Annotated in this window: 22 protein-coding genes and 1 tRNA gene; 14 read left to right on the top strand and 9 right to left on the bottom strand. The window is 71.5% G+C overall.

What is annotated here, in order from left to right:
• Positions 1–570, bottom strand: a complete 570-nt coding sequence (locus tag ACYVAQ_RS07810) for a hypothetical protein (protein WP_460787949.1) — start codon at positions 568–570, stop codon at positions 1–3.
• An 81-nt stretch (positions 571–651) separates the two neighbouring features.
• Between ACYVAQ_RS07810 and ACYVAQ_RS07805 the strand changes: the two genes are divergently transcribed.
• Positions 652–1,341, top strand: coding sequence for an NAD-dependent deacylase (locus ACYVAQ_RS07805; protein WP_460787948.1), 690 nt, complete (start codon positions 652–654; stop codon positions 1,339–1,341).
• Here the strand turns inward: ACYVAQ_RS07805 and ACYVAQ_RS07800 are convergent.
• Complete coding sequence (locus ACYVAQ_RS07800; protein ID WP_460787947.1) at positions 1,338–2,099, bottom strand: TetR/AcrR family transcriptional regulator; 762 nt, start codon at positions 2,097–2,099, stop codon at positions 1,338–1,340. The two genes, ACYVAQ_RS07805 and ACYVAQ_RS07800, sit on opposite strands and share 4 nt — an antisense overlap.
• Before the next feature lie 141 nt (positions 2,100–2,240).
• On the opposite strand from ACYVAQ_RS07800, the gene ACYVAQ_RS07795 reads away from it, so the two are divergent.
• Positions 2,241–4,412: an MMPL family transporter gene (locus ACYVAQ_RS07795; protein ID WP_460787946.1), complete on the top strand. Its 2,172-nt coding sequence runs from the start codon at positions 2,241–2,243 to the stop codon at positions 4,410–4,412.
• 58 nt (positions 4,413–4,470) lie between these two features.
• The gene (locus tag ACYVAQ_RS07790; protein WP_460787945.1) at positions 4,471–5,112 is read left to right on the top strand and encodes a LuxR C-terminal-related transcriptional regulator; all 642 of its coding nucleotides are present in this window, start codon (positions 4,471–4,473) and stop codon (positions 5,110–5,112) included.
• On the opposite strand, the gene ACYVAQ_RS07785 is transcribed toward ACYVAQ_RS07790, so the two are convergent.
• Entirely contained in the window at positions 5,102–7,252 is a 2,151-nt protein-coding gene (locus ACYVAQ_RS07785) for a sensor histidine kinase (protein ID WP_460787944.1), read from the bottom strand. The two genes, ACYVAQ_RS07790 and ACYVAQ_RS07785, sit on opposite strands and share 11 nt — an antisense overlap.
• A 257-nt stretch (positions 7,253–7,509) precedes the next feature.
• Here ACYVAQ_RS07785 and ACYVAQ_RS07780 point away from each other — a divergent pair, with 257 nt between their 5' ends.
• From ACYVAQ_RS07780 to ACYVAQ_RS07760, 5 genes are all read left to right on the top strand, one after another.
• Positions 7,510–9,249: a serine/threonine-protein kinase gene (locus ACYVAQ_RS07780; protein WP_460787943.1), complete on the top strand. Its 1,740-nt coding sequence runs from the start codon at positions 7,510–7,512 to the stop codon at positions 9,247–9,249.
• A gap of 47 nt (positions 9,250–9,296) precedes the next feature.
• Positions 9,297–10,442, top strand: coding sequence for an acyl-CoA dehydrogenase family protein (locus tag ACYVAQ_RS07775; RefSeq protein WP_460788103.1), 1,146 nt, complete (start codon positions 9,297–9,299; stop codon positions 10,440–10,442).
• Between the two features lie 293 nt (positions 10,443–10,735).
• Complete coding sequence (locus ACYVAQ_RS07770; RefSeq protein WP_460787942.1) at positions 10,736–11,476, top strand: VIT1/CCC1 transporter family protein; 741 nt, start codon at positions 10,736–10,738, stop codon at positions 11,474–11,476.
• The gene (gene thpR, locus ACYVAQ_RS07765; RefSeq protein ID WP_460787941.1) at positions 11,476–12,048 is read left to right on the top strand and encodes an RNA 2',3'-cyclic phosphodiesterase; all 573 of its coding nucleotides are present in this window, start codon (positions 11,476–11,478) and stop codon (positions 12,046–12,048) included. Before ACYVAQ_RS07770 ends, thpR begins: the two co-directional genes overlap by 1 nt.
• A 97-nt stretch (positions 12,049–12,145) precedes the next feature.
• Positions 12,146–13,498 carry a cytochrome P450 gene (locus ACYVAQ_RS07760; protein ID WP_460787940.1) on the top strand — a complete coding sequence of 451 codons (1,353 nt, stop codon included), beginning with the start codon at positions 12,146–12,148 and terminating at the stop codon, positions 13,496–13,498.
• Between the two features lie 187 nt (positions 13,499–13,685).
• On the opposite strand, the gene pntB is transcribed toward ACYVAQ_RS07760, so the two are convergent.
• From pntB to upp, 3 genes are all read right to left on the bottom strand, one after another.
• On the bottom strand, positions 13,686–15,101 hold the full coding sequence (gene pntB, locus ACYVAQ_RS07755) for a Re/Si-specific NAD(P)(+) transhydrogenase subunit beta (RefSeq protein WP_460787939.1): 1,416 nt from the start codon (positions 15,099–15,101) through the stop codon (positions 13,686–13,688).
• A gap of 2 nt (positions 15,102–15,103) precedes the next feature.
• Positions 15,104–16,636, bottom strand: coding sequence for a Re/Si-specific NAD(P)(+) transhydrogenase subunit alpha (locus ACYVAQ_RS07750; protein WP_460787938.1), 1,533 nt, complete (start codon positions 16,634–16,636; stop codon positions 15,104–15,106).
• A gap of 121 nt (positions 16,637–16,757) precedes the next feature.
• On the bottom strand, positions 16,758–17,399 hold the full coding sequence (upp, locus tag ACYVAQ_RS07745) for a uracil phosphoribosyltransferase (RefSeq protein WP_460787937.1): 642 nt from the start codon (positions 17,397–17,399) through the stop codon (positions 16,758–16,760).
• A gap of 142 nt (positions 17,400–17,541) precedes the next feature.
• Here upp and ACYVAQ_RS07740 point away from each other — a divergent pair, with 142 nt between their 5' ends.
• A complete protein-coding gene (locus tag ACYVAQ_RS07740; protein WP_460787936.1) occupies positions 17,542–18,033 on the top strand; it encodes a tRNA adenosine deaminase-associated protein in 492 nt (163 codons plus the stop codon).
• Positions 18,034–18,056: 23 nt separating this feature from the next.
• Positions 18,057–18,488, top strand: coding sequence for a nucleoside deaminase (locus ACYVAQ_RS07735; RefSeq protein WP_460788099.1), 432 nt, complete (start codon positions 18,057–18,059; stop codon positions 18,486–18,488).
• Here the strand turns inward: ACYVAQ_RS07735 and ACYVAQ_RS07730 are convergent.
• From ACYVAQ_RS07730 to ACYVAQ_RS07720, 3 genes are all read right to left on the bottom strand, one after another.
• Positions 18,472–18,849, bottom strand: coding sequence for a DUF779 domain-containing protein (locus ACYVAQ_RS07730; protein ID WP_460787935.1), 378 nt, complete (start codon positions 18,847–18,849; stop codon positions 18,472–18,474). The two genes, ACYVAQ_RS07735 and ACYVAQ_RS07730, sit on opposite strands and share 17 nt — an antisense overlap.
• A complete protein-coding gene (gene exaC, locus ACYVAQ_RS07725) occupies positions 18,849–20,372 on the bottom strand; it encodes an acetaldehyde dehydrogenase ExaC (protein WP_460787934.1) in 1,524 nt (507 codons plus the stop codon). Before exaC ends, ACYVAQ_RS07730 begins: the two co-directional genes overlap by 1 nt.
• A gap of 94 nt (positions 20,373–20,466) precedes the next feature.
• Positions 20,467–21,666 carry a GAF domain-containing protein gene (locus ACYVAQ_RS07720; RefSeq protein WP_460787933.1) on the bottom strand — a complete coding sequence of 400 codons (1,200 nt, stop codon included), beginning with the start codon at positions 21,664–21,666 and terminating at the stop codon, positions 20,467–20,469.
• Between the two features lie 141 nt (positions 21,667–21,807).
• On the opposite strand from ACYVAQ_RS07720, the gene ACYVAQ_RS07715 reads away from it, so the two are divergent.
• The 4 genes from ACYVAQ_RS07715 to ACYVAQ_RS07700 all read left to right on the top strand — a co-directional run bounded on the left by ACYVAQ_RS07715 (position 21,808) and on the right by ACYVAQ_RS07700 (position 25,018).
• Positions 21,808–21,897 (top strand) — tRNA-Ser (locus ACYVAQ_RS07715).
• Between the two features lie 251 nt (positions 21,898–22,148).
• Positions 22,149–23,108 carry a hypothetical protein gene (locus ACYVAQ_RS07710; protein WP_460787932.1) on the top strand — a complete coding sequence of 320 codons (960 nt, stop codon included), beginning with the start codon at positions 22,149–22,151 and terminating at the stop codon, positions 23,106–23,108.
• The gene (locus ACYVAQ_RS07705; RefSeq protein WP_460787931.1) at positions 23,062–23,985 is read left to right on the top strand and encodes a class F sortase; all 924 of its coding nucleotides are present in this window, start codon (positions 23,062–23,064) and stop codon (positions 23,983–23,985) included. The genes ACYVAQ_RS07710 and ACYVAQ_RS07705 overlap by 47 nt, the downstream gene beginning before the upstream one ends.
• An 88-nt stretch (positions 23,986–24,073) precedes the next feature.
• Positions 24,074–25,018, top strand: coding sequence for a matrixin family metalloprotease (locus ACYVAQ_RS07700; protein WP_460787930.1), 945 nt, complete (start codon positions 24,074–24,076; stop codon positions 25,016–25,018).
• The last annotated feature ends 137 nt before the right edge of the window (positions 25,019–25,155 follow it).

Below are 25,155 nucleotides of genomic sequence, written 5' to 3'. Positions count from 1 at the left end.
TCAGCCTTCGCAGGTGAAGCGCTCGATCTTCCAGCCGCCCTGGTCGACCATGTGGAACACGATGTCGGTGGACTTCCCCTCGACGTCGACCTTCACGTCGGCCGAGCCGTCGTCCTCCTTGCTCGACTTCGGGATCGTGAACTTGGACCACGACTTGTCGGCGAGGAAGTTGCCGCACTGCCGGTCGGTCACGGTCGCGAGCGTGACGCCGGACGCCAGGTAGGGCTTGACGTCGTCGGCGGTCGCGGACTGGAGCACCGTCTGCACGACGGTCTCGGCGTCAGGCACCTTGTGCTCGACCTTGTCGTGCGCGAAGCCGAGCGCGCTGCCGAGGCCGAGGGCGAGCGCGATCTTGCCGCCGACGACGAGCACGACGGCCGCGAGCGCGCCGAGCCGTCCGAACCTGCGCGCCTTGGTGGGCGCCTGCGGCGGAGGGCCGCTGGTGTAGGTCGGCGGGGCGGCGTACGTCGGAGCGCTCGGCGGCGGGGTGCCGGGCTGGGCGGGGTACGAGCTGTACGTGGGCGCGGTCGGTTCCTGCGAGGGCTCCGAGCTGCCGGGAATCTGCGTCACAGCCGAACCCTAGGTGGTTCTTGGTGTTTCCGGGCCGAGACGCGTGATCCGGGTCACCGGTGCTCCGGGTAGCCTCCCAGCGTGCCTCGCGTCGTCGTCCTCACCGGTGCCGGCATCTCCGCGGAGTCGGGGGTGCCGACGTTCCGCGACTCCGACGGGCTCTGGGAGGGCCACCACGTCGAGGACGTCGCCACGCCCGAGGGGTTCGCGCGCGACCCGCAGATGGTGCAGAAGTTCTACGACGAGCGCCGGGCCGCGATGGAGCACGTCGAGCCGAATGCCGCGCACCTCGCGCTGGCGCGGCTCGGTGAGGCCATCGGCGACGACCTGGTGCTGGTCACCCAGAACATCGACGACCTGCACGAGCGGGCCGGCTCGGTCGGTGTCATCCACATGCACGGTGAGGCCTACAAGGCGCTGTGCACCGAGTGCGGCCACCGCTACCCGTGGCGGACCACGCTCGTCGACGAGCCGCCGTGCCCGGGGTGCGGTCTCCGCGCGCTGCGTCCGGACGTGGTCTGGTTCGGCGAGATGCCCTACGAGATGAACCGGATCGAGGCCGAGCTCTCGCGGGCCGAGCTGTTCGTGTCGATCGGCACCTCCGGCGCGGTCTACCCCGCCGCCGGTTTCGTCCAGCAGGCGCGTCGGTACGGCGCCCGCACGCTCGAGCTCAACCTGGAGCCGAGCGAGGGCAGCTTCTTCTTCCACGAGGCGCGGCAGGGTCGCGCCGGTGACCTGGTGCCCGCCTGGGTGGACGAGCTGCTCGCCTAGGACCTCGCCAGCTCCCGGTCGAGGACCTTCGTGAGCCGGTCGCGCTCGGCGTCCAGGCCGAGGGGTTCGAGCCAGTCCAGGAGGGTGGCGCGGAACAGCGCCCCGGACTCGATGACGCGCGGGTCGCAGTGGCCGGTCGACTCCAGGGTGACCACGCCGTACAGCGCCGACCAGGACCGCATGTAGACCCAGAGCAGCCCGCGGTCCTCGGTCGGGATGTGCTCGGTGGTGGCCGGGATCAGCGGGTCGAGCACGGCCTCGCGCACCACGTCATCGAGCTCGTCGAGGGCGGGGAACGGGAACTGGTACAGCTCCCAGATCCGGTAGAGCAGGTCGGTGAAGTAGTTGCCCGACGTGGACACGGTGAGCAGCTCGCGCCGCTTCGACTCCTGGGTCGCGACCGGGTTGGCGAACACGAGCCGGAACTCGGCCGGCCTGGCGAGCGCCCACCGGCGGAACGCGCAGCACGCGATGCAGAGCTGGGCAGCCACGTCGTCCTTGTCGACGCGGGACGCCTCGCGCTGCCACTCCAGCGTCGCGGCCTTGTCGAGCTCGAAGGCGACCAGGTCGATGAGCTCCTGGTAGTTCGCCACGTACCGGTAGAGCGCCGGTGCGGTCATGCCCATCCGGGCGGCGACGGCGCGGAGCGAGAGGTCGGCGCCCTCGGCGAGGAGCTCCGCCGACACGCGCACGATCTCGTCGTACGTCGCCTCGCGCTGACGCTCCCGCCGGGTGGGCGGGGCCTGCAGGTGCGGCATCGCTGTCCTTTCGCCGCCGGGTGATCGCAGTCTAGGGGCGGCAACTTTCGTGAACACTTGACTACTGGAGTTTACACCGTTTACGGTTAACGGTGTAAACGACACTGATGGTGTGTCACTTCAGCGAAGCAGGGGATCGACATGATCGAGCGTTGGGCGGGCGTCGTCGTACGCCGAGGAGTGGTCGTGCTTCTCGTGGGCCTGATCCTGACCGCGGCGGCCGCGGTCGCCGGGACGGGCCTGGAGAACAAGCTCTCGGCCGGTGGGTTCGACGACCCCTCCAGCCAGTCGGCGAAGGAGCTCGACGTCGAGCGCGCCACCTTCGGCAACCGCTCGGTCGACGTCGTCGCGATCTTCACCGACCGGGACGCCGTCGTCTCCAGCCGCGCCTTCCGCTCCGCCGTCGAGGCGACGCTGAGCCGGGTCCCGGCCGCGGACGTCACGTCGGTGGCGAGCTACTACCAGACCCACGACCCCGCGATGGTCAGCCGGGACAGGCACGCCACGGCGGTCTACATCTCGCTGGCGGGCACCGACCAGAACAGCTTCATGGACAGCTTCCACGCCATCAAGCCCTACCTCCAGGACAGCACCCTCGATGTCGCCCTGGCCGGGTCCTACGCGGTCTACGACGACGTCAACCAGGCGACGAAGACCGACCTCGCCCGCGCCGAGATGATCTCGCTGCCGTTCGTCCTGCTGCTCTCGCTGATCATCTTCCGCAGCGTCGTGGCCTCGCTGATGCCGCTGCTCGTCGGTGTCGTGGCGGTCCTCGGAGCGCGCGCTGTCATCGCCGGCCTCAACAGCCTGGTCTCCGTCTCGATCTTCGCCCCCAACATCATCACGCTGATCGGCCTGGGCCTGGCGATCGACTACGCGCTCTTCGTCGTCTCCCGCTACCGCGAGGAGGTGGTGAGCACGCCCGACGACACCAACGGCGCGCTGCTCCGGACCATGGGCACGGCCGGCCGCACCGTCATGTTCTCGGCGCTGACCGTCGCCGCCTCGATGAGCTCGCTCCTGGTCTTCCCGCAGACCTTCCTCAAGTCCATCGGGTACGGCGGGATCGCGGCCGTCCTCGTCGCGATGCTGGCCGCCCTCACGGTGCTCCCGGCGACCCTCGCCCTGCTCGGCACCCGCATCGACGCGGGCCGGATCCCGTTCCTCGACCGGGCCGCCACCACCGAGGACGACCGCGGCGCCTGGGCCCGCCTCGGGCACGCCGTGATGCGCCGCCCCGTCCTCGTCGTCGCCGGAGTCGTGGTGCTGCTGCTCGCCGTCGCGTCGCCGTTCCTCGGGGTGCGCTGGGGCAGCGTCGACTACCGCGTGCTGCCGGCGAGCTCGGCCGCCCACCAGGCGACCGAGCGCCTGAACACCGAGTTCGGTGCGGAGCGGTCCATGGCGAACGTGGTGGTCGATCAGGCGAGCGGGGCGCGGGTGGCGACGTACGAGCGCTCGCTCCGCACGGTGCCCGGCGTGACCGACGTCCGCCCGGTCGCGAGCAAGGGCGGCGTCACGCTGCTGCGCGCGACCTGGGACGGCAACACCCAGAGCGGCACCTCGCAGGCGGTGCTGAAGAGCATCCGTGCCGTCGAGGCACCCGCGGGCAGCCAGGTCCTGGTCGGTGGCTCCACGGCCCAGACCGTCGACCTCGCCGCCTCGGTGAAGCACCACCTGCCGCTGATGGGTGCCATCGTGGTCGTGGTCATGCTGGCGCTGCTGTTCATCGCGTTCGGGTCGGTCGTGCTGTCGGTCAAGGCGATCGTGATGAACGCCTTCTCCATCACCGCCGCGTTCGGCGTGGTCACCTTCATCTTCAGTGACGGCCACCTGGCGAACCTGCTCGGCTTCACCCCGGCCGGCTTCCTCGACATGACCAACCCGATCGTGATGCTGGCGGTCCTGTTCGGCCTGTCGATGGACTACGAGGTGTTCCTGCTCAGCCGGATCCGCGAGGAGTGGGACCGCACCCGCGACCTCGGACTGAGCCCCGGCGAGCGCAACGCACGCGCGGTCGCCGTCGGCCTGCAGAAGTCCGGCCGGATCATCACCAGCGCGGCCTTGCTGCTGGCCGTCGTGATCGGCGCGTTCAGCCTCGGCACCGTGGTGTTCATGAAGATGATGGGCATCGGCATGCTCGTCGCGGTCCTTGTCGACGCGACCGTCGTCCGGGCGCTGCTGGTGCCGGCGACGATGAAGCTGCTGGGCGGCCTCAACTGGTGGGCGCCCGCACCGCTGGCCCGCTGGTGGGAGCGCCACGGGTTCCGTGAGGAGGCCGCCGCGCCGGAGGTCCGGGAGCTGCAGTCGGTCTAGACCGCCGAAGATCCGCATCTGGCGGCGGTGGGCCGCCGGCGGGCACATAATCAGGGCTGTGCCAGCCGCCGGGGTCATCCACGTCGGGGCGATCGACAACCACCCGGTCGTCCTCGAGGGGGTGCGTGCGGCGCTGGCCCGGGTCGCCGTCGACCTGGAGCTGGTCGCGATCGCGGCGTCGGCGGACGAGCTCCTCGCCGGGCCGGTCGTGCCGGACGTCGTGCTGCTCGACCTGCACCTGCCGGGCGAGCCGCCGGCCGAGGAGACCGTGGTCCGGCTGCTCGCGGCCGGGTGCGTGGTCCTGCTGTTCACGGCGGAGGAGCGCCCGGTCCCGGTACGACGTGCCATCCAGGCCGGTGCTGCAGGCCTGATCCTCAAGGTCGATCCCATCGAGAGCCTGGCCCAGGCGATCCGCGACGCCGCCGCCGGGGAGGTCGCCTGCTCGGGCCCGCTGGCATCGATGCTCCTCACCGACGAGCACCTCGGCACCCGCCTCTCCCAGCGCCAGATCGAGATCCTCCAGGCGGTCAGCCAGGGACTTCCCTACCGGCTCGTCGCCCGTCAGCTCGGCATCGGCGAGGCCACGGTCCGCGAGCACCTCGCCCGTGCGGCGGAGGCCTACCGGGTGGGTGGTGTCGACCCGGGGAACGTCCACGGCCTCATCACCCGGGCGCGCCAGGAGGGTCACCTCACGGAGTGAGGGGCGGGCCCACCGTCGCGTTGATGACCGTCGCGTCGTCGTCCTCGACCAGGCCCCACCCCAGCCGGCTCACGCTCGCCCGCAACGGAGCCGCGCGCGGCCCGACGATGCCGGGCACCACCACGACCGAGGCCCGTCCGGCGGACGTGGAGAGGGTGACCCGCTGGGCCGTCGTACCGTCCAGGGCGCGCAGCACCCCGGCGAGCGCGTCGCTCGCGAAGGGCTCCTCGCGGATCGTCGTCTCCACCGCGGCGCCGCGCCGGCGCAGGTCGTCCAGGGCGTCGCGCAGCCGGGCGTGGGCCGGGCCGGGGAGGTAGAGGCAGTCGCGTACGGCGTGGGCGAGCCGGCCGACCTCCGGGCCGAGGGCCTGTCCTCGTGCGCCGGCGAGCAGGGCAGCGACGACCGCTTCGTACCGGGCGCCGAGGACCTGCCGGGTCGCGGCCGCCCGCGCCGCGGCGACGTCGAGCAGGGCGGCGTCGTCGACCACGCGACCCGCCCGGCGGCAGACGAGCGCGATGACGCCGACGAAGACGGCGTTGAGCGGCTGCACGAGCAGCAGGTGGGGGAGGACCGAGACGGGCAGGTGGTCCCGGTGCGCGGCGGAGGCGATGACGACGGCGTTCGGGACCAGCATCAGCAGGGTCACCCGCAGCGACTGCTGCCACACCGCGGCGAGGGCGGGCAGCGCGGTCGACTCGATGATCCACGACTCCAGCCCGCCCAGACCCGCGGGCGAGACCGTGGGCAGGACCAGCGCGAGGATGCCGGCGGTCGCCAGGGAGGTCAGCGCGATGCCCCACCAGGGCACCTGGCCGCTGCGCATCCGGAGGAGCAGGACGGCGACGAGTCCGGCGGCGCCCACGAAGCCGGCATACGTCGCCGGTTGCGGGTGGTTCTGGACGGCCAGGATCACCGCCGTCGCCAGGTAGCCCGCGGCGAGCGCGACGATGGGGCCGAGGGCAGGGCGGGCGGGGTCGCCGAGCGCCAGGCGGATCAGTCGGTCGTCCTCGCGCGTCCAGCCGACCACGCGGGCCAGCAGGGGCCCGGTCTGCCAGCCGATCTCCACCGAGGTGCCGCTCCCCGGGCTGCTCACGATGTGCGCCGTACCGCCGACGGCGCGGACGCGTTCGGTCACCGCCACCCGCAGACCGACACCGGTCGTGCCGTCGAAGCCGACACCGTGGTCCACGATGCTGATCCGGACCCGGCCGGGCAGGCGGCTGACGTGCACCTCGGCGGTGCGCTGCCCGCTGTGCCGGGCGACGTTGCGCAGGGCCTCACGCACGGCGCTGGCGAGGGCCTGGCGGACGACCTCGGAGAGCCGGATCGACGGCCCGCTGGTGGAGACCGACACGTCGAGGCCCGTCCCGGCGGCCAGCTCGAGGATCTGCTCGGCCATCCCCTGGGGGCCGGGTGTCTCCGGCCGGGTGCCCATGGCCTCGAGGCCGTGGCCGGCCGCGGACCGCGTCGACGGCGTGCTCTCACCCACCGCCAGGGCGATGAGCGCGGGGATCACGTCGTCGTGCAGCGCGGACGTCGCCTCGATCTCGGCGCGGGTCTGACCCTCGGCGAGGTGCCGGTGGCTGCGCAGGGTGGCGTCCGCGTGCTCCCAGGCCGACCTCACCTGGTGGACGAGGACCACGACGGCGAGGACGGTGCCCGAGATGAAGACGGCCTCCTGGACGCCGTACTCGAGGCCTCGGGAGCCGCCCGTCGCCCAGCGCAGGCCGACGAACAGCAGGTCGAGCGCGGCGATGAGCACCCACGGGTGCCGCCGGGTGACGACCGCGAGCAGCATCGGTTCGACCAGGTGCAGGATCGGGGAGTCGGCGGCGCCCGGGAGCGGGACGTGGTCGCGCGGCAGGACGGATCCGGCGACGAGCGCCAGCGTGGCCAGCGCCACCGCGATCGGCCCGGCCCGGCCGAGCAGGCAGAGGACCGCCGCGGTGCCGAGGCAGAGGACCACGATGGTGGCGAGCCCGAGGACCGAGGAGGTGCGGTCCCCGCGGGCCGCGATCTCGAACCCGAACACGACCGTCTTCGCCGCGATGACGAGACCGACCACCAGCTGCAGCCCGCGCTCCAGCGAGGAGCCGTTGGTGGGCGTCCGGTGCGCGGTGCTCGCCCGTCGTCCCCCCATGCTCGGAGGGTAGGCCCGCCGGCCGGCCCTCGTCCGGCGTACGGCGATCTCCACCGGCTGTCCCCCGATCCGTGGACTGTCGTGGCCGGTCGGTCGGGCGTTTCATGAAGATGGGCACGTGTTGTGGGGATACGGCCCACCCGGGATGCGTCCCGCCCGGTCTGGCTGGTTCCCGTTCTGGGGGGCAGGAGCCCGGCGGCCGGCGGGACGCCCCCTCGGCAGGCATGAAGGCCCGCCTCTCGGGTAGGAAGGTCGGCGTGACGTCCCCGCCTGGCTTCCCGGTCGCCGGCTCCCGCATCGGGCGTTTCCTGCTGCTGGAGCAGATCGGGCTCGGTGGGATGGGCATCGTCTTCCGCGCGCGGGAGGAGAACCTCGGCCGCGACGTCGCGCTCAAGGTGATAGCTCCGCTGTACGCCCACGACCCCGAGTTCCGCGAGCGGTTCACCCGTGAGGCGCGGGCCCAGGCCTCACTCGAGTCGGCCCACGTGGTCGCGGTCTACGCCCACGGCGAGGAGGACGGCTACCTCTACCTGGCCAGCCAGCTGATCCCCGACGGCGACCTCGGAGCGCTGATCAACCGCGCCGGCGTACCCCCGCTCGCGGATGCGCTCGATGTCATCGAGCAGACGGCGAGCGGCTTGTACGACGCGCACACCGCCGGGCTGGTCCACCGCGACATCAAGCCGGGGAACGTGCTGGTGCGGTTGCGCGCCCACGGCGTGCGCGCCTACCTGTGCGACTTCGGGATCGCCCGCCGGATGAACGCCGCCGCGACGCGGTTGAGCCGCTCCGGGGTCGGTACGCCGAACTACATGGCCCCCGAGCTGCACGCCGGCGCGCCCGCGGGCGTGGCCACCGACCTCTACTCGCTCGGCTGCGTGCTCTGGGCGGCGGCGACCGGCACCACGCCGTACGCCGGAGACACCGAGTTCCAGGTCATCAACGGCCACCTCCACGAGCCGCCGCCCCAGCTGCCGGGCGCGGACGCGATGACCCAGGCGACTAACCGGATCCTCCGGATCGCGCTCGCGAAGGACCCGGCGGCCCGCTACGACTCGGCCGCCGCGATGCGCGACGACCTGCAGGCGGCGCTGCGGATGCCCGCGCCGCGGTCGGCGCCGGTCCGCACGATGGTGCGCAGCGCCGACGTACCGAGCCGGAGCCCGAGCCCGCCGTCGCCTCCCGCGCCTCCCGCAGCCCGGCCCGCTGCCCCGCCCGCGCCGGCGCCGGCACCGCGCGGCCCGGCCGGCCGGCGCAGGCTCTGGTGGGCGCTCGGCGCCCTCGGCGCGCTGGTCGCCGTCGGCGGCGGCTCCGCGGCCGCACTCCTGACCGGCCACCACCCGGCGCCGCGGGCGTCGGGCTTCGCCGACCTGGCGCCGCGCGCGATCGTCATCGCGGCCGACAAGGAGATGGCGGTCCTCAACTCCGCGCGCGTCACCGGCGAGGTGGCCACCAGCACGCACGGGAAGATGCAGGTCGACATGATCGCCACGGGCGACGGCGACTGCCGCGGCTCGATGACCCAGCAGGACGGCGGCAGCGCCGAGGTCATCGCGATCGGCCGCGACTTCTACGTCAAGCCGAACGCGAAGTTCCTCGAGGGGGACAAGCCCGGTTCGGCGGACGCCCTGCTGCGGCTGGTCGGCGACAAGTGGCTGCTGATGAACAGCCTGCGTGGCACCTTCGACGACGTCTGCGACCTCGACAAGCTGCTCGAGCGCGACGGTCGCGACCACGCCACCGACACCAACGAGGGCATCGTCCAGGTCAACGGCGAGGACGCGGTCAAGGTGCGCGAGGAGGACAACCGGAGCGACGCGTGGGACATCGTCTACGTGCGCGTCGCGGAGCCCCACTACATGGTCCGCACGACCGACGACCAGGACGACACCTTCACGTTCTCGGAGTTCGACGCGCGACCGGCGATCACCGCTCCGCGCAAGGGCGAATTCATCGATCTGGACAAGCTGCTGAGGCGTCTGCACAACGGTGGCTAGCGCGGTTCGCCGGCAGGCTACCGGCCGGTAGAGTGCGCCGCATGAGCATGAAGCGCGACATCTACGACGAGGACCACGAGGCGTTCCGCGAGTCGGCGCGGACCTGGATCGAGCGGTCCGTCCTCCCGCACACCGACGAGCACATCGCCGCCAAGGCGCTGCCGCGTGAGTTCTGGCTCGACGCCGGCAAGAACGGCATGCTCGGCCTGCAGATCCCCGAGGAGTACGGCGGCTCCGACGCCGGCGACTACCGCTTCCAGGCGATCCTCCAGGAGGAGCTGGCCCGGGTCGGTGCGGCGTACCCCACCTGCCACGGCATCCACGCCGACATCACCGTGCCCTACATCGTCGAGCTCGGCACCGAGGAGCAGAAGCAGCGCTGGCTGCCCGGCTGTGCCTCCGGCGAGATCCTGACCGGCATCGGCATGACCGAGCCCTCCGGCGGCTCCGACCTCGCCGCGCTGAAGACCACCGCGGTGCGCGACGGCGACGAGTGGGTCATCAACGGCTCGAAGACCTTCATCACCAACGGCTACTCCGGCGACCTCTTCGTCACCGCCGTGCGCACCGACCCCGAGAAAGGCCCGAAGGGCATCACCCTGTTCGGCATCGAGGCGACCATGGAGGGCTTCAGCCGCGGTCGCAAGCTCGACAAGGTCGGCATGGAGGAGTCCGACACCGCCGAGCTGTTCTTCGAGAACGTCCGGGTGACCGACGCCGAGATCATTGGTGAGCTCAACATGGGCTTCATCCACATGATGCAGAAGCTGCCGCAGGAGCGCCTCGGCTGCGCGGTCGCGAACGTCGCCCACGCCAAGCAGATCCTGGTCGAGACCCTGCAGTACGCCAAGGAGCGCCAGGCCTTCGGCGCCCCGATCGGCACCTTCCAGCACAACAAGTTCCTGCTCGCCGAGCTGTTCACCAAGATCGAGGTGGCCGAGGCGTACATGGACAAGTGTGTCCTGGCGCACTCGAAGAAGGAGCTCACCGCCGTCGAGGCGGCCAAGGCCAAGTGGTACTCCTCGCAGATCCAGTCCGAGGTCCTCGACCACTGCGTGCAGCTGCACGGCGGCTACGGCTTCATGAACGAGTACCGCGTCGCCCGCGCCTGGCGCGACGCCCGGGTCACCAAGATCTGGGCCGGCTCGAACGAGATCATGAAGGAGCTCATCGGCCGCGAGCTCGGCCTGTAATTCTGCGCGAGCGCGTCGCCGCTGGTCGACGTCTCCCGGGGTTCACCCGCGCCCTCGCTCCGCTCGGTTGCGGGTGAACCCCGGCTCGACATCGGCGGCGCCGCGCTGCCGCGCACGCGGTCGCCTCGCGTAGGTGGCAGCTTCGCGTGGCGGCAAGCCTTGCGCGCCCGCGTCGTACCTGACGAAGTGGCCCCGAATTCGTTCGAATTCGGGGCCATTTCGTCAGGTACGACACGGCTCAGCCCAGCCTCACCTTTCTTGCGAGGGCCGTGCGCGCCGACGACGATGGAGCCATGACGTCCGCCCCCACGACCGACCCGACCGGCCCGCACGAGGTCGTCCACGAGCACGGCGACACCGAGGGTCTCGGCAACCGCCTCAACTGGCTGCGCGCGGGCGTCCTCGGGGCCAACGACGGCATCGTGTCGACGGCCGGCATCGTGATGGGTGTCGCGGGTGCGACGAGCAGCCGGTCGGCGATCCTGATCGCGGGCGTCGCCGCCCTCGTGGCGGGTGCGCTGTCGATGGCGGCGGGCGAGTACGTCTCGGTCTCCACCCAGCGCGACGCCGAGCTCTCCCTCATCGAGAAGGAGCGCCACGACCTCGAGCGGATGCCCGAGGAGGAGCTCGAGCACCTCACCTCGATCCTCGTCGACAAGGGCCTCTCGCACGACGTCGCGCGCGAGGCCGCGGAGCAGCTGACCGAGAAGGACGTGCTGCGGGCCCACGCGGAGTTCGAGTTCGGCATCGACCTCGACGACGTCACCAAGCCGTGGAACGCCGCCCTGGCCTCGATGGTGTCGTTCTCTATCGGCGCGCTGCTGCCGCTGCTCACCATCCTGCTGCCCTCCCCGGAGCGGTTCTACATCACCGGCGTCGCCGTCGCCGCCGCCCTCGCTGCCACCGGCTTCGTGTCGGCGAAGCTCGGCTACGCCCACCCGCTCCCCGCGGTGATCCGCAACGTCCTCGGCGGCGTGTTCGCCATGGTCGTGACCCTCGCGATCGGAAGCCTGCTCGGCACCAGGGTCGGGTGATGACCAGCCGTCTCTTCGCGGCGATCGTCCCGCCCGAGGACGCCGTCGAGCACCTCGACCACTTCCTCGACCCGCGTCGTGACACCGACGACGGCTTGCGCTGGACCCGGCCCGAGCAGCTCCACGTCACCCTGGCGTTCATGGAGTCCGTCGAGGACCACCTCGTCGATGGGTACGTCGATCGGCTGGCCGACGGCCTGAGCGGTACGCCGGTCCCCGAGCTCCGTCTCGCCGGCCCGGTCGCCTTCCCCGACGTCGCGAGCGCCCGGGTCCTGGCGCTCGGCGTGCAGCCGGTGAGCGAGGCCGCCGACGTCGTGCTCGAGCGGCTGGCCGGCCGCGCCCGCAACGCCGCGGTCGTCTCCGGGATCGAGGTCGACGGTGGCCGCTTCCGCCCGCACCTCACCGTCGCGCGGCTGCGGCACAAGGCCGACGTCACCCGGTGGTTCCACGTCCTCGAGACGTATGACGGCCCGTCGTGGCCGGTCTACGAGGTCGCGGTCATCGCCTCGCACCTGGGCGAGGGCCCGAACGGCACGCCGCGCCACGAGGTCCTGGCCGAGATCCCGCTCTGAGGCGCGGAACCGAGGGTGCCAGCACCCTTGTCCCGCCGGTTTTGACGGCTCTACGCTCACGAGGCGCTCGCGCGCCACGACGCAGAGGAGACGTCCCGTGACAGCTGAGGCCATCGCTCCGCCGCTCCACCCGACGCGGGGGCTGAACCGCGGCGTCGGGGAGTTCCTCAACGACCGGGTCGGCTTCCTAGCAGCGACCCGCGCGACCGGTCCCGTCGTACGGCTCGAGGTCGGTCCGCCGGTGCTGCGCAACTCGATCTACGTCGTCCACACGGCCGCCGCGGCCGAGACGGTGTTCAGCGCGAGGACCGCGCCCAACTTCCGCAAGGACAACACGCTCTACCAGGAGTTCCGCCAGGTGCTCGGCAACGGGATCCTCACCGCGCAGGACGAGGACTGGCTCCGGCAGAAGCGCTTCGTCCAACCGGTCTTCACCAAGGCTCGCGTTGACGGCTACCTGCGGATCATGCTCGAGGAGGTCGAGGCGCTCGCCGCGCAGTGGCGCACCCGTGACGAGGTCGAGCTGCACGCCGCGATGACGCACCTGACCCTGCGGATCGTCGGGCGGGTGCTCTTCGGCGAGGAGCTGGACGAGCTCGAGGAGGTCATCTCGGTCGAGTTCCCGATCGCCCAGCACGGCATCCTGAAGCGGGCCGCGCTCGGTGGGAAGGTGCCGCTGTCGTGGCCGCTGAGCATCAACCGAGCGACCAGGTCCGCCCAGCAGGGCCTCTACGACGTCGTCGACCGGATCATCGCCTCCCGGCGGGCCAGCGGGGAGCGTGGCGACGACCTGATCTCCCTGCTGCTCAACGCCCGCGACGGCGACGAGCGGCTCACCGACTCCGAGGTCCGCGACCAGATCCTGATCTTCCTGCTCGCCGGTCACGAGACCACCTCGGCCGCGCTGACCTTCGCGCTGCACCTGCTGGGTCGACACCCGGAGGTCCAGCGGGAGGTCCGCGGCGAGGTGCGCGCGGTCGCCGGCGGCGCCCCGTTGACGGCGGCCCAGGTCCACTCCGAGCTGCCCGTCGCGACGGCCGTCCTGCAGGAGGCGATGCGGATGTACCCCGCCGCGCCGTTCGTCGGCCGCCGGCTCTCGCAGGACTGCGTCGTCGACGGCTACGCCATCCCCGGTGGGGCCGACACGGTCGCCTCGATCTGGTCGATCCACCACGACCCCGCGCTGTGGCCGGACCCGGACTCCTTCCGCCCCGAGCGCTTCCTCGAGGGCGAGCCGGCGAACCGCTACGCCTGGATGCCGTTCGGGGCCGGCCCGCGCGCGTGCATCGGCCAGCACTTCTCGATGCTGGAGTCGGTGGCGGCGCTCGCGATGCTGGCCGGCGAGTTCGAGATCGAGTCCCGGATCGCCTCGGACCACGTCCCGGTCAACTCCGCGGTCACGCTCTTCCCGACCCGGCCGGTCCTCGCCGGCGTACGGGCTGCGGGCTGAAAAGCACATCGCACCTGGCGCTCTGGTCGGGATCTCGGGGAGATCCCAGCCAGATTGCCAGGTGCGATGAGAGCCTGGTCAGCCCAGGTGGCGGGTCTCGATACACCGAGGGCACCTGCAGCGCTTCGCTCGCAGGTGCCCTCGGCACTCGACCTTCTCGCTCAGCTTGCCTGAGCTCGTTCCTCGCTCAGCCGAGCGCTCGAACGATGTCCTCGACCCGGTCCTTCGCGTCGCCGAACAGCATCTGGCTGTTGTCGCGGAAGAACAGGGGGTTCTGGACGCCGGCGTAGCCGGGGGCCATGGAGCGCTTGAAGACGATGACGTCCTTGGCGTTCCAGACCTCGAGGACCGGCATGCCCGCGATGGGGGAGCCGGGGTCCTCGGCGGCGGCCGGGTTGACGGTGTCGTTGGCGCCGATGACGAGGACGACGTCGGTCTCGGGGAAGTCCTCGTTGATCTCGTCCATCTCGAGCACGATGTCGTAGGGCACCTTGGCCTCGGCCAGCAGCACGTTCATGTGGCCGGGCAGGCGACCCGCGACGGGGTGGATGCCGAAGCGGACGTCAACGCCCTTGGCGCGCAGCTTGGCGGTCAGGTCAGCGACCGGGTACTGCGCCTGCGCCACGGCCATGCCGTAGCCGGGGGTGATGACGACCGACTTGGCGTTGGCCAGCAGGTCGGCCGCGCCCTCGGCGTCGATCTCGCGGTGCTCGCCGTAGTCCACGGCGTCGCCACTGGGGGCCTCGATGCCGAAGCCGCCCGCGATCACGGAGATGAACGAGCGGTTCATCGCCTTGCACATGATGTAGGACAGGTAGGCACCGGAGGAGCCGACGAGCGCGCCGGTCACGATGAGCAGGTTGTTGTCGAGCAGGAAGCCCGAGGCGGCCGCGGCCCACCCGGAGTAGCTGTTGAGCATCGACACGACGACCGGCATGTCACCGCCGCCGATCGAGGCGACCAGGTGCCAGCCCAGGAACAGCGCCAGCGCGGTGATCACCGCGAGGATGATGCCCTGCGTCGGGTGGTCGCCGTCGACGACGTACAGGACCGTCAGGACCGCGAACGCCACGAGCGAACCGAGGTTGATGAGGTTCTTGCCCGGCAGCATCATCGGGGCGGACTTCATCCGGGCCGAGAGCTTGAGGTTCGCCACGATGGAGCCGGTGAAGGTGACGGCACCGATGAAGATGCCGATCGCGACCTCCGCCTCGTGGATGTTGACCAGGCTCGAGGTGGCGACGTAGTCCTCTAGATGGCCGTTCCAGCCGATGAGAACTGCCGCGAGGCCGACGAAGGAGTGCAGCATCGCGATGAGCTCCGGCATACCGGTCATCTCGACGATGCGGGCGCGCCACAGGCCGATCGCGCCACCGATGACGACGGCGCCGATCATCAGCCCGATGGCCAGCCCCGGGCTGTCGGAGATCTCGCGCTGCTTGATGACCAGGGCGATGGTGGCGACGAGGGCGATGCCCATGCCGACCATGCCGTAGGTCAGGCCGTTCTTGGCCGACTCGTGCTTCGACAGGCCCGCCAGCGAGAGGATGAACAGCAGGGAGGCGACGATGTACGCCGCGCCGGTGATCGAGAAGACATCCATGGTCAGTGCCCCTTGCTGAACATCGCGAGCATGCGACGGGTGACGGCGAAGCCACCGAAGACGTTGATCGACGCGAGCAGGATCGCGATCGTGGACAGGACCCGGATCGGGGTGTCGTTGGCGGTCACGGTCAGGAGCGCGCCGACCACCACGACGCCCGAGATCGCGTTGGTCACCGACATCAGCGGCGTGTGCAGCGCGTGCGCGACCTTGCCGATGACGTAGTAGCCGATCACGATCGAGAGCATCAGCACGTTGAAGTGTGCAGGGATCGGGTCCGGAGCGGTCGCGTTGACCAGCCAGAAGAGCACGATGCCCGTGAGCACGAGGCCGACCTTGGTGCCCGCGGAGAGCGGGGCCTTCTCCGGCTTCGCCTCGACCGCGGCAGCGGCCGGAGCGGCCGGGGCGGCGGAGACCTGCACCGGCGGCGGGGGCCACATGCCCTCGCCGTTGCGGACCACGGTGATGCCGCGCTGGACGACGTCGTCGAAGTCCAGCGTCAGGGCGCCGTCCTTTTCCGGGGTCAGCAGCTTGAGCAGGTTGACGATGTTGGTGCCGTACAGCTGCGAGGTCTGCGCGGCGAGGCGACCGGCCAGGTCGGTGTAGCCGAGGATCGTGACGCCGTTGGCGGTCACGACCTTCTCGTCGGCCACGGTGCCGGCGACGTTGCCGCCGTTGGCCGCGGCCATGTCGACGATCACCGAGCCGCCCTTCATGCCGGCCACGGTCTCGGCCGCGATCAGCTGCGGGGCCGGGCGTCCGGGGATCAGCGCGGTGGTGATGACGATGTCGGCTGCGCGCGCCTCCTCGTCGTACATCGCGGCCGTGGCGGCGACCTGGGCCTCGGTCATCTCCTTGGCGTAGCCGTCGGAGGAGACCTCCTGCTCCATGTCGACCGACACGAAGCGGGCGCCCATGGACTCGACCTGCTCGGCGACCTCGGGACGTACGTCGAAGGCGAACACCTCCGCACCCATCGCGGACGCGGCACCGATCGCGGCCAGACCGGCCACTCCGGCACCGACGACGAACACGCGCGCCGGCGGGATCTTGCCGGCCGCGGTCACCTGTCCGGTGAACATCCGGCCGAACTCGTGGGCGGCCTCGACGACCGCGCGGTAGCCCGCGACGTTCGCCATCGAGGACAGCACGTCCATGGACTGCGCGCGCGAGATCCGCGGCACGGCGTCCATGGCCAGGGCGGTCACACCCTGGGCCTCGAGCTTCGAGACCAGCTCGGGGGAGCGCGCCGGAGCCATGATCGAGATGACCGTGGCGCCCGGGCGCAGGCGGGCGATCTCCTCGTCGGTGGGGGCGTTGACCTTCACGACGACGTCGGCGGCCCACACCTCCTCCGAGCTGCCGACACGGATGTCGGCGGCTTGGAACGCGCTGTCAGGCTGGTCAGCAGCGTCTCCGGCGCCCGACTCGACGATGACGTCGTAGCCGAGGCCCGTGAGCTGGGTCGCGGTTTTCGCGGTCGCAGCGACGAGGGTCTCGCCGGCCTTCGACTCGCGGGGGATGCCGATGAGCACCGATTCCTCCAGGTGGCAGGGGCACAAGTGCGCCTCAACCTACACAGGACTGGGCCTGTTGAGGACCTGTCTTACGTGTGACGTGAGCCCGTGAGCCAGGCCACATCTTGTTACCGCACGGTCACTGGGCCAGGCCGTAGAGGCGGTCGCCCGCGTCGCCCAGACCGGGCACGATGTAGCCCTTGTCGTTGAGCCGCTCGTCCATCGCGGCGGTCACCACGGCGATCGGGATGTCGAGGTCGGCGAGCTCCTGCTCGAGCCGCTCGCAGCCCTCCGGTGCCGCGAGCAGGCAGAGCGCCGTGATGTGGTCGGCCCCGCGGTCGATGAGGAAGCGGATCGCGGCGGCGAGGGTGCCGCCCGTGGCGAGCATGGGGTCCAGCACGTAGCACTGGCGGCCGGTCAGGTCGTCGGGCAGCCGCTCGGCGTACGTGACGGCCTCGAGGGTCTCCTCGTTGCGGACCATCCCGAGGAACCCGACCTCGGCCGACGGCAGCAGCCGCATCATCCCGTCGAGCATGCCCAGGCCCGCCCGCAGGATCGGTACGACGAGCGGGCGGGGGTAGGACAGCTGGGTACCCGTCGTCGTGGCGACCGGGGTGACGACCTCGGCGTCCTCGACCCGGACGTCGCGCGTGGCCTCGTAGGCGAGCAGGGTGACGAGCTCGTCGGTCAGCAGCCGGAACGTGGGGCTCGGGGTGGACCCGTCGCGCAGGACGGTGAGCTTGTGGGCGACCAGGGGGTGGTCGACGACCTGGATCCGCATGCACGCACCCTATTCCCCGCTGCTCGCGCTCCGCGCTCGCTGATCCGATGTCGAAAGCCTCTGGCCCGGGGGCCTTCCGCATGTCACGCTGGACACCAGCCGTGCAGTGTCCGATGCAGTACCCCCGCTGGAGGAGGCCGTGGTGAGCGAGACGTTCAGCGACGAGCTCGACTTCGCGGTCGCGGCGTACCAGGACCACGACGGCTGGCAGGTCGCCGAGATGATCCCCGAGCACCTCGCGGACGTCGAGGCGCTCAGCCACGCGTTGCGCCGGTTCCCCAGCGAGTCCGGGGCGGTCGGGATGGTCGCCGTGGACGAGGACTTCTTCGTCATCGTGCGCGTCGACGCGCACGAGACCCGGGTGCTGCTCTCGGACGTGACCGCCGCGACCGACTGGGAGTTCGCGGCGTCGGTCGTCTCCTTCCTGGGCCTGCCGCTGCCTGAGGACGGCGAGGACGACCCCGAGCCGGCCGGGGACCTCCACCTGCTCAGCGACCTCGGCGTCGACGCCGCCGCCCTCGCGGAGCTGCTCGACGATGACGAGGCCTACCCCGACGAGCTGCTCTCGGACGTGGCACGGCTGCTGGGCTTCGGCGAGCGGTTCGACGACGTCGTGGGGCTCGCCTCCGCGTGAGCCACTCGGAGTGGGGCGCGGCCATGGGTGCCGCGCTGGACGAGGCGCGCGCCGCGCTGGCCACCGGCGACGTACCGATCGGCGCCGTGGTGCTCTCGCCCGAGGGCGAGGTCATCGGCACCGGCCGCAACGTGCGCGAGGCCGACGCCGACCCGACCGGCCACGCCGAGGTCGTCGCCCTGCGGGCTGCGGCCCGGCACCGGGGCGAGTGGCGGCTCGAGGGCTGCACCCTCGTCGTGACGCTGGAGCCGTGCACCATGTGCGCCGGTGCCCTGGTCCTGGCACGCGTCCAGCGCCTCGTCTTCGGTGCGTACGACGACAAGGCCGGCGCGGTCGGGTCGCTCTGGGACGTCGTGCGCGACCGTCGGCTGAACCACCGACCGGAGGTGCTGGCCGGGGTCCGGGCCGAGGAGTCGGCCGCCCTGCTGGCCGACTTCTTCAGCGCGCAGCGCTGATCGCCTCGGCCTCGACGTCGGTGAACAGCCGGGACCGGATCAGGAAGCGCACGCCCTCGGGAGCCTCGAGCGAGAACCCCGCCCCGCGGCCCGGGACCACGTCGATCGTCAGGTGGGTGTGCGACCAGTAGCCGAACTGGGCCCGCGACATCCACACCGGCACCGGGCGCTCCAGCCCGATGTCGAGGTCGCCGAGGTGGATGTCGGCGTCGCCGGTCAGGAACTCGCCCTCCGGGTAGCACATCGGCGCCGACCCGTCGCAGCACCCGCCGGACTGGTGGAACATCACCGGCCCGTGCCGGCCGACGAGGCGGCGGAGGAGCTCCGCCGCCTCGTCGGTGACCGCCACGCGATCGGGCATCAGAAGAACCCCAGTGCGTTGTCGTCGTACGAGACCAGGAGGTTCTTGGTCTGCTGGTAGTGGTCGAGCATCATCTTGTGGGTCTCGCGACCGATGCCGGACTGCTTGTAGCCGCCGAAGGCCGCGTGCGCGGGGTAGGCGTGGTAGCAGTTGGTCCAGACCCGGCCGGCCTGGATCTCCTTGCCGGCGCGGAAAGCCTGCGAGCCGTTGCGCGACCACACGCCGGCGCCGAGGCCGTAGAGCGTGTCGTTGGCGATCTTGAGGGCGTCCGCCTCCTCGTCGAAGCCGGTCAGCGAGACGACCGGGCCGAAGATCTCCTCCTGGAAGATCCGCATCGAGTTGTCACCCTCGAAGACGGTCGGCGCGACGTAGTAGCCCTCGGCGAGGTCGCCCTCGAGGATCGTGCGCTCGCCGCCGGTGAGCACCTTGGCGCCCTCGTCGCGGCCGATCTCCAGGTAGGAGAGGATCTTCTGCAGCTGGTCGTTGGACGCCTGGGCGCCGATCATCGTCGTGTCGTCGAGCGGGTTGCCCTGCTGGATCTGCTCCACGCGCTTGATCGCGTCGTGCACGAAGTCGGAGTAGATGGAGCGCTGCACGAGCGCGCGGGACGGGCAGGTGCAGACCTCGCCCTGGTTGAGGGCGAACATCGTGAAGCCCTCGAGCGCTTTGTCGTAGAAGGCGTCGCGCCGGTCGGCGACCGACTCGAAGAAGATGTTCGGGCTCTTGCCGCCGAGCTCCAGGGTGACCGGGATGATGTTCTGGCTGGCGTACTGCATGATCAGTCGGCCCGTGGTGGTCTCGCCGGTGAAGGCGACCTTCGCCACCCGCGAGGAGGAGGCGAGCGGCTTGCCGGCCTCGACGCCGAAGCCGTTGACGACGTTGAGCACGCCGGCGGGCAGCAGGTCGCCGACCAGCTCGACGAGCTTGAGGATCGACCACGGGGTCTGCTCGGCGGGCTTGAGCACGACGGCGTTGCCGGCGGCGAGGGCGGGCGCGAGCTTCCACACCGCCATCAGGATCGGGAAGTTCCAGGGGATGATCTGGCCGACGACGCCCAGCGGCTCGTGGAAGTGGTAGGCGACGGTGTTCTCGTCGATCTCGCCGAGGGTGCCCTCCTGGGCGCGCAGCGCGCCGGCGAAGTAGCGGAAGTGGTCGACCGCGAGCGGCAGGTCGGCGGCGAGGGTCTCGCGGACCGGCTTGCCGTTCTCCCAGGTCTCGGCCACGGCGAGGGACGGGAGGTTCGCCTCCATCCGGTCGGCGATCTGCAGCAGGATGTTCGCGCGCTCGGTCACCGAGGTCCTGCCCCACGCGGGCGCGGCGGCGTGGGCGGCGTCGAGCGCGGCCTCGATGTCCTCCTCGGTGCCGCGGGCGATCTCGGTGAACGGCTTGCCGTTGACCGGGGAGATGTTCTCGAAGTACTGACCCTTGACCGGGTCGGCCCACTGGCCACCGATGAAGTGGCCGTAGCGGGGCTGCACGGTGACGAGGGAGTCCGGCTGTCCGGGGGCTGCGTAGACGGTCATGCGACGCTCCTGAGAGTCGTGGAACGGTCACTCCTTGTGACCACGCTCACACGCTAGGAAGCGCCACGTTGCAGCGACGTTGCGGAAGCCCGGATCAGCCGAGCTCGCGGTCCAGCCGGTCCAGCTGACCGTCGACGAGGGCGCGCAGCGGGGAGGACGCCGGGACGGCGCGACGCTGGGCCTGCCACATCTCGTAGTCGTCGCGCCCCCACGCCGAGCGGGTCCACGCCGACATCAGGTCGGCCGCGCCGCTGCTGAGCACCGCGCGCCGCAAGGTCGCCTCGAGCTCGTCGCGCATCGCCACGACGCCGGGTGCGGTCGAGCGGGGGAGCAGCGGACCGCCGTACGCCCGCATCGCCGCGCGGACGTCGCCCGCCGCGAGCTGCGCGCTGACCGCGAGCCAGTCGCCGGTGAGGCTGCAGGTGAGCCGGTACGGGCGGGACGCCAGCATCTCGTCGCCGAGCAGGCCGCGCAGCCGGTTGAGCTCGGCGCGCAGCGTGGACGAGGCGCCGTCGTCCTCGTACAGGAGGACGCCCAGCTCATCGCCGCCGAGCCCGGTCGGAGCGGCGGCGAGCAGCGCCATCAGCTCGCTGTGCCGGCGCGAGAGGCGCAGCCGGCTGAGCTGACCGTTGCCGTCGTCGACGGTGAGGATCGCCTCGGCCCGGCCGAGCAGCTCCAGCACGAGCCGTACGCCGGAGGCGGGCCCGCCCTCCGGTGCGGACGGCGTCGCGCGGGCCAGCTCGGCCTCGGCCAGCCGTGCGGCCGCGCGCAGCATCGCCATCGTCTGCGGCACCACGATCTTGTCGTCGCCGGTGACGTCGAGGACGCCGAGCAGCTGGGTGGTGCCCGGGTCGTGGATCGGCGTCGCGGCGCAGGACCAGCCGCGCACCGAGGACCGGAAGTGCTCCGCGCGGGTCACCGTGGAGGGTCGCCCGGTGGCGAGGGTGAGGCCGGGGGCGTTGGTGCCGGCGATCCGCTCGTCCCAGTTGCTGCCCTCCACGAACCCGATCCGCTCGGCCTGGCGCAGCGTGCTCGGCGACCCGCACACCCACAGCAGGTTCCCCTCGACGTCGGCCAGGGCCATGACGGCGCCGCAGTCGCGCACCGCCTGGCCCAGCACGTCGTCGAGCAGCGGATAGACCCGGGCGAGGGGGTGAGCCTCCCGCCGGCCGCGCACGTCGGCGGTGTCGAGGGTGATCGGCGCTTCCGGACGGTCGACCTCGACCCCGGCGGCGGCGGACCGCTCCCACGACGCCGCGACATCGGCACGCATCGCGGGTCGGTCGGTGGTCATGGCTCCAGTAGACATCGGCGGCTCCGGGGTGGCCAGGGTGTGACCTCCGACGGTTCCTCCGCGAACGTTGCAACCGCGTTGCACGCCGTCGCCGGGGGCTCGATTCGGAGCGGGAGAGGCCGCTCCGGTAACCTCAACGACGGTGCTGTGTCCGAGCGGCCTAAGGAGAACGCCTCGAAAGCGTTTGTGGGCGCAAGTCCACCAAGGGTTCAAATCCCTTCAGCACCGCCAGCGCGAGACCCCGTCCGGAGCGATCCGGGCGGGGTCTCGTCGTGTCGACGTCAGTGGGGGTCGCCACACGATTGACGTCCGCTGCGGGCGGTTGAGGACTTTCCGGGTAAAGAATCGGCGTACCAGGTAAAGAAATCCCGGTTTCGCGCTGCCGTGCCGGATTCGGGGTAACGCTGGAGGAGAGAAATTTCCCGGTCCGGGTCCGGGCGTTCCGATCCAGCTTCCCGATCGCCGACAGAAGGACCTGACCGATGGCTGCCAACTTCAGCCGCGTGCGCGCGTCGCGCCGCGCCAGCACCACCTCGGGCGTACGCCGGGGCTTCGCCGCCGTCGCCCTGACCGCCGGGATCGCCGGCATGGCGGCCCTCGGCATGGCCGGGATGATGAACTCCGCCTCGGCGACGCCCGGCACGCCGCACAAGACGAGCATCTGCCACCGCACGGCGTCCGACACCAACCCGTACGTGTTCGAGACCGTCGATGACGCGTCCCTGCAGGCGCACCTCAGCAACGGCAAGGGTCACCCCCCGACCCACTGGAAGAGCGACGGTACGTGGCGCGGGGTGCATCACAACGCGGGTGACCCGAAGAACGACTACCTTGCCTCCTCGCCGGCCGACTGCGAGGACACCATGCCGACCACGCCGGCCACCACGCCGCCGACCACGCCGGCCACCACGCCGCCGACCACGCCGCCGACCACGCCGGCCACGACGCCGCCGACCACGCCGGCCACGACGCCGGCCACGACGCCGCCGACCTGTCCGACCGCGACCGACACGGTGACCACCACCGTCACCGCGACGGTGACCGCCCAGCCGGCCGCCCCGCGTGCCGCCGTGGGCTGCGTCGCCACCGAGACCGTGACAGTGACCGACACCGTGACGGTCACGCCCACCGGCCCGACGAGCGCGCCGACCAGCGCGATGACCGGTACGCCGACCGGCGGCAGCCCGACCATCCCGACCCAGACCGGCGGCGGCAACCCGGAGAGCGTGTTCACGCCGACCGCCAGCGCCACCGAGTCCAGCTCGCCGCAGCCGGGCCACGTCGTCCCGACGCGCATCGAGTCCGGTCTGGTCACCCTGCCCACCTCTGCGAGCACGTCGCAGAAGACCGACCGCTGGCCGCTCTTCGCCCTCTCGGGCCTGTGCGCCCTCCTGGGTGGTATCGGCCTCCTGCCGCGGCGCCGCACCTCGCGCCGGAGCTGACCTGACCAACGCAACGCGCCGCACGATCGCCGCGATCGCCCTGATCCTGCTCTCCGCAGGCCTGGCGGTCGCGGCGATCATGCTGCCCGGACAGCCCGCGAACCGGCCCGTCACGGCGGCGACGCAGCTTCCGATCGAGCCCTTCGACCCGCCCGCCACCGGCGCCCCGATCGCACCGCTGCCGCACCCGTCGCGGCCGACCGGGCTGATCATCCCCGCGCTGGGGATCCGCGCGCCCGTCGTACCGCTGGTGGCGGAGGGTGAGGTCCTGACCCCGCCCGGAGACGTCAGCGAGGTCGGGTGGTGGCGGGCCGGCCGCAGGCCCGGGGCGCGGAAGGGCAACGTGCTCATCACCGGCCACACGGTGCACACCGGCGGCGGCGTGTTCGACAACCTCGGCCACCTCAGGATCGACGACCAGATCCAGGTCGACACCCGGACCGGGCCGATCGTCTACCGGGTCGTGGAGGTGCGGTACCTGAGCGTCCCGCAGCTGGCCGAGGAGGCCCCGGACCTGTTCGCCCACGACGGTCCGTCGCGGCTCGTGCTCGTGACCTGCGCGGGCTGGGACGGCGCGCAGTTCCAGTACCACGGGAACACGGTGGTGATCGCGGAGCCGATGGTGACCACGCGGCACGCCCACCTGCACCCCTCGCACAGCCCCGGGACGGCGCACGCGGCGCCGACGCGTACGCCGTCCGCCACGCCGACCCCGACGCCGACGCCGACCCCCACCCCCGCGCCGGAGGCCACCCCGAGCACCACCTCGCCGAGCGTGCTCGAGCCGCCGGGGCTGCCCTACTGGTACCCCTGCCAGGAGTGCTCCTCGACGGCTCCGAAGCGCGCGGACAAGGGACAACCGGCCGGTTCGGGCTAGTCCGTCGGGACCAGGTCCCGGAATCTTTGCGCCAGTACCGTGTGACGGATGCCACCGACCGGCATCTCAGCCCCTAGGCTGCGGCGCGATGAAGCGCTTGATGATCCTCCTGGCCGCACTGGTCCTGGGCTGCGTGCTCCAGGCCGCCCCGGGCCACGCCGCCTCGAACCTGGGTCTCCAGGTCAATCCGCTCCCGGCCTCGACGGAGGCGTTCTCCGGCCTTTACCTGACCGGCACCGCACCGAGCGGCCGCGTCGCCGTCATGCAGGTGCTGCGCGGTGGCAGGTGGCTGACCATCTCGGGTCAGTCCGGCGCTGGAGCGGCCTTCAGCTTCCGCGTGCCGACGGGCTACTACGGCATCCGGACGGTGCGCGCGATGTCTCCGCAGTCCGGTCTCACCGGAGAGATCGACGGTGACGCGATGACGGTCCAGGTGCTCCCGACGTACACGCCGAAGGGGACGCGGGGCCAGAGCATCACCGCGGACAACGGCTACCGCTGGAACCCGTGCGCGGTCATCCGGTACCGCGTCAACCTGGGCGGCCTGCCGAGCACGAACCTGAAGCTGATCAGGGCCGCCCTGCAGAAGGTGCACGTCGCGACCGGCCTCAGCTTCGCGTACGCAGGCAGCTCGCGGGTCGCGCCGTTCGGTGGCGGCTGGAACCGCAGCGTGCCCGGCTCCGGCCTCTACTTCGCCTTCGTCACCGCCAAGAACGTCCCGGCCATCCGCGGCATCGCGGGCCTGGGCGGCGAGGGCGCGCTGGTCACCACCGGGTCCGGCTCGAAGGTCATCGCGTCCGGCGGCGTCTCGCTCGAGAAGGGCTGGTGGAAGAAGCTGGACGCCGGCTTCAAGAACGGCCCGTCGCGCGGCTCGCTGCTGCTGCACGAGATCGGCCACGCCATGGGTCTCATGCACGTCGGTGCCAAGCCGGAGGTCATGTACCCCGTCCTCGGCCCGTGGTCCTACGGCCGCTACGGCTGGGGCGACCTCACCGGTCTGCAGCAGCTCGGCGCCGACCAGGGCTGCCTCTAGTGGTGCGTCCGAGAAGTTCTGAAGCGCTTCGCGCACCCACAGCACGCACCTCGCGGCGTTGCCGGCGCTTGCGAGACGACCCGGTATGGCTGCGCACCGGCGCCTTGCGATCCACGCACCGTGAGCACGCCAACCGT

Source organism: Nocardioides maradonensis (assembly GCF_054777115.1).
The sequence above is the reverse complement of the archived record's forward strand: the minus strand, read 5'-3'. Positions and strand labels throughout refer to the sequence as shown.

Excerpts from the sequence above, each read along its gene's own strand:
- pntB (WP_460787939.1), bottom strand. The coding sequence starts at position 15,101 with ATGGATGTCTTCTCGATCACCGGCGCGGCGTACATCGTCGCCTCCCTG.
- upp (WP_460787937.1), bottom strand. The coding sequence starts at position 17,399 with ATGCGGATCCAGGTCGTCGACCACCCCCTGGTCGCCCACAAGCTCACC.
- ACYVAQ_RS07700 (WP_460787930.1), top strand. The coding sequence starts at position 24,074 with ATGAAGCGCTTGATGATCCTCCTGGCCGCACTGGTCCTGGGCTGCGTG.
- ACYVAQ_RS07795 (WP_460787946.1), top strand. The coding sequence starts at position 2,241 with ATGATCGAGCGTTGGGCGGGCGTCGTCGTACGCCGAGGAGTGGTCGTG.
- thpR (WP_460787941.1), top strand. The coding sequence starts at position 11,476 with ATGACCAGCCGTCTCTTCGCGGCGATCGTCCCGCCCGAGGACGCCGTC.
- ACYVAQ_RS07800 (WP_460787947.1), bottom strand. The coding sequence starts at position 2,099 with ATGCCGCACCTGCAGGCCCCGCCCACCCGGCGGGAGCGTCAGCGCGAG.
- ACYVAQ_RS07710 (WP_460787932.1), top strand. The coding sequence starts at position 22,149 with ATGGCTGCCAACTTCAGCCGCGTGCGCGCGTCGCGCCGCGCCAGCACC.
- exaC (WP_460787934.1), bottom strand. The coding sequence starts at position 20,372 with ATGACCGTCTACGCAGCCCCCGGACAGCCGGACTCCCTCGTCACCGTG.
- ACYVAQ_RS07720 (WP_460787933.1), bottom strand. The coding sequence starts at position 21,666 with ATGACCACCGACCGACCCGCGATGCGTGCCGATGTCGCGGCGTCGTGG.
- ACYVAQ_RS07735 (WP_460788099.1), top strand. The coding sequence starts at position 18,057 with ATGGGTGCCGCGCTGGACGAGGCGCGCGCCGCGCTGGCCACCGGCGAC.
- ACYVAQ_RS07730 (WP_460787935.1), bottom strand. The coding sequence starts at position 18,849 with ATGCCCGATCGCGTGGCGGTCACCGACGAGGCGGCGGAGCTCCTCCGC.
- ACYVAQ_RS07770 (WP_460787942.1), top strand. The coding sequence starts at position 10,736 with ATGACGTCCGCCCCCACGACCGACCCGACCGGCCCGCACGAGGTCGTC.
- ACYVAQ_RS07775 (WP_460788103.1), top strand. The coding sequence starts at position 9,297 with ATGAAGCGCGACATCTACGACGAGGACCACGAGGCGTTCCGCGAGTCG.
- ACYVAQ_RS07785 (WP_460787944.1), bottom strand. The coding sequence starts at position 7,252 with ATGGGGGGACGACGGGCGAGCACCGCGCACCGGACGCCCACCAACGGC.